Raw genomic sequence first — 2,890 nt, forward strand, 5'->3', positions numbered from 1 at the left:
CTCACGGGGAAGTAGGGGGCAAGAATTCGGAAGATCGAGTCCTAATAATCAAATAACAGCAATACAATCAATCTCTACCAACACATCCTTCGGCAAACGCGCAACCTCGACACAAGCGCGCGCAGGTGCAGTTTCCGCATCAAAATATTTCGCATAAACCGCATTCACAGCGGCAAAATCATTCATATTTTTGAGAAAAACTGTAGTTTTTACCACATCCAACCAAGTCGCGCCGGCTTCGGTGAGAATGGCTTCGAGATTTGCCATAACTTGTTCGGTTTGTTTTGCTACGTCGTCGGTGTAGACGATATCGTTTAGTCTAGTGTCGATCGCAATTTGACCAGCTACAAACAGCATAGTGCCCGAAGCGGCGATCGCTTGATTGTAAGGGCCGACTGGTGCGGGTGCTTTGTCAGTACGAATAATTTTGCGTGTCATAGATGTTCCTGTTTGAGATTCTTGTTGATTGGTTTCTGGTTTGTAAAATTCTCCATCAGGCATGATTGTACCAGTTAAGTCTGCATCCTTGATGTCAAATTAGCTCCTTGAAGACCCGTTCTCTCTAAAATTGCACCCCGCAAACAAGCGTTTCTTAGATTTACTTTTATCAATTCGGCTCCAGCTAAATCCGCCTTTGCTAGATTGATACCCGACAAATCATAGCTAGACAAATTGACACCGCGCAGCTTGGCTCCCTGAAGATTGGTATCTTTGATTTTTATGCTAGTTATATCTGCCCGACTTAAGTCTGCTTCAGTCAAGTTTGCCTGAGTCAGGTTTGCACTGTTGAGTTTAGCTCTGCTCAAACACACTTCAATCAAGGATGCTTCAATAAATTTTACACCAGCTAGTTGGGCATCACTTAGGATTGCTTCATTCAAGTTCGCATTACTAAAATTAGCATAATTTAAATTGGCTTTACTCAAATTAGCACCGCACAAATCTGCATCAGTGAAGTTTGCAGATTGAGCTTGTACTAACCCGCTCAAATTCGCACCTTTCAAAGATGCCTTCGTGAGGTTTGTACTATTAAGCGTTGCTTTCGTTAAGTTGGCCTCATTCAACTCTGCTGCTGTCAAGTTTGCAGAGCTTAAGTCTATCCCACTTAAGTCTGCACCTTTGAGGTCTACACCTCTGAGCATAGCTGAATGAAATTGTCGTTCGCCTTTGGCATATCTTTCTAAAAGTTCTTCAGCGTCCATTCATAACCTCGATCGCCCTCACGTCCCACAAACCACTATACCATCCGCGCGAATCAGGAGTGCACCTGCGATTTGGCGCGCGGATGATTATCGGATTTCACACCACAGAATTACCCGTGAAAGAACCTCAGCCAGCAATAAACTTCATCGCAACACCATTCATGCAGTAACGTTTGCCAGTAGGTGCAGGGCCGTCATCAAATACATGACCCAAATGCCCGCCACAGCGACGGCAATGTACCTCAATTCTAGTCCCAAACAGCGAATTATCGATCGATGTGGCGATCGCCCCTTTGATCGGATCGTAAAAACTTGGCCAACCAGTACCGCTATCAAATTTAGTTTGCGACGCAAAAACTGGTAAATTACACCCAGCACACGCATAAATTCCCTTACCGTATTGCTTGTCGAGAATGCTAGTATGAGAGCGTTCAGTAGCGTGTTTTCGCAACACATTAAACTGTGCCGGAGTCAAAAGTTTGCGCCACTCTGCCTCAGTTTTAGTAACTTCAAAAATACCATTACCAGCCGCCATAACATCTGACTTCCCCGGCAAACAGGACGATAACCATGCCATGCTGACTGTTGCTATACCAGCTTTCAAAAATAATCGTTTCTTCATCATTCATCATCCACTTGTTAATTAATTTAAACCACCAGCAGTCACGTTCAAAACTTTTTGCTGGATTTGTATCTTTTTTATCGGCGGTTGCAAAATTGCTCTTTTTCAACCGCAGATATAGGCAGATAAACGCAGATGAACGCAGATGAATTAGATATTATCTGCGTTAATCCGCGTTCATCCATTTTCATCTGCGGTTGCAAAATTCCTCTTTTTCAACCGCAGATATAGGCAAATAAACGCAGATAAACGCAGATGAATTAAACAACAACCGGAGCACCGACAACTTCACCCTTCAGCATCCGAGCAGCAGCATCCATCAACTGTTCCTCCAAATAAGGCTTAGTGAAATAGCCCTTCGCGCCCAAACTGTAAGCCATTTGGCGGTGTCTGTCAGCACCGCGAGAAGTTAGCATCGCGATCGGCAATTCGCACAAAACCGCATCCTTCTGCATCCGAGAAAGCAGTTCTAAACCATCCATTCTCGGCATCTCAAGTAATCGACAAGAGCGATCGCACCGTAATCGAATCATCCACAATTAGTACAGTAGGCTCAGTCTTCTCAATTTCCGCCTCAGCAGCAGCTCGATCGCTCTCATCCCAAAGCGTACCGCCAGCTTCCTTTCGCAGCCTGCCGGTAGCCAAATCGATCAGTTCTAGAACGTCCGCAATCGCTACGATCCGGCCATCCCCGAGCACCGTAGCACCCGCAATCCCGATCGGCTTCGGCACAGGCCCTTCCAACTGCTTGATCACAATTTCCTGTTCCGTCGAAACCTGATCCACCTGCACCGCCAAGAAATTGCCAGCAGAGCGCAGCACGATCACCGAAATCATGTCATCGTCAGTATTAAACCCGTAAACACTGCCCCGGCCCAAATGGCGGTTGTAACCCAACAAATCCCGCAGCGGGCGGAACGGCAAAATCGAACCCCGCCACTCAATGCAAGGCAAACCGTCTGCTCCCGTCGTCACCTGATCGCGAGGTACATCGATCATGTCCTCCACCCCGTCCATCGGGAAAGCAATCCGAGCTCGATCGCTAATGCAAGTCAGAGCCTTAGAA

The 2,890-nt window shown here is 46.5% G+C and carries 5 protein-coding genes; all 5 read right to left on the reverse strand.

Going from position 1 to position 2,890, the window contains the following annotated elements; genetic code table 11:
• Nucleotides 1-48: 48 nt before the first annotated feature.
• Nucleotides 49-501, reverse strand: coding sequence for a RidA family protein (locus tag JGK20_RS34065; protein WP_293233807.1), 453 nt, complete (start codon nt 499-501; stop codon nt 49-51).
• 11 nt (nt 502-512) lie between these two features.
• The gene (locus tag JGK20_RS34070) at nt 513-1,202 is read right to left on the reverse strand and encodes a pentapeptide repeat-containing protein (protein ID WP_293233809.1); all 690 of its coding nucleotides are present in this window, start codon (nt 1,200-1,202) and stop codon (nt 513-515) included.
• A 127-nt stretch (nt 1,203-1,329) separates the two neighbouring features.
• Entirely contained in the window at nt 1,330-1,827 is a 498-nt protein-coding gene (gene msrB, locus JGK20_RS34075; RefSeq protein ID WP_366035037.1) for a peptide-methionine (R)-S-oxide reductase MsrB, read from the reverse strand.
• Nucleotides 1,828-2,084: 257 nt separating this feature from the next.
• Nucleotides 2,085-2,306 carry a response regulator gene (locus JGK20_RS34080; protein WP_293233811.1) on the reverse strand — a complete coding sequence of 74 codons (222 nt, stop codon included), beginning with the start codon at nt 2,304-2,306 and terminating at the stop codon, nt 2,085-2,087.
• Nucleotides 2,307-2,316: 10 nt separating this feature from the next.
• On the reverse strand, nt 2,317-2,890 hold a 574-nt coding region (locus JGK20_RS34085; protein ID WP_293233813.1), incomplete at its 5' end, for a chemotaxis protein CheW.

Origin of the sequence: Microcoleus sp. PH2017_05_CCC_O_A, from assembly GCF_020738785.1 — a bacterium.
Lineage (GTDB): Bacteria > Cyanobacteriota > Cyanobacteriia > Cyanobacteriales > Microcoleaceae > Microcoleus.

What these genes read in the sequence shown, in the direction of transcription:
- JGK20_RS34065 (WP_293233807.1), bottom strand. Translation starts at nt 501, where the DNA reads ATGCCTGATGGAGAATTTTACAAACCAGAAACCAATCAACAAGAATCT.
- JGK20_RS34070 (WP_293233809.1), bottom strand. Translation starts at nt 1,202, where the DNA reads ATGGACGCTGAAGAACTTTTAGAAAGATATGCCAAAGGCGAACGACAA.
- msrB (WP_366035037.1), bottom strand. Translation starts at nt 1,827, where the DNA reads ATGATGAAGAAACGATTATTTTTGAAAGCTGGTATAGCAACAGTCAGC.
- JGK20_RS34080 (WP_293233811.1), bottom strand. Translation starts at nt 2,306, where the DNA reads ATGGATGGTTTAGAACTGCTTTCTCGGATGCAGAAGGATGCGGTTTTG.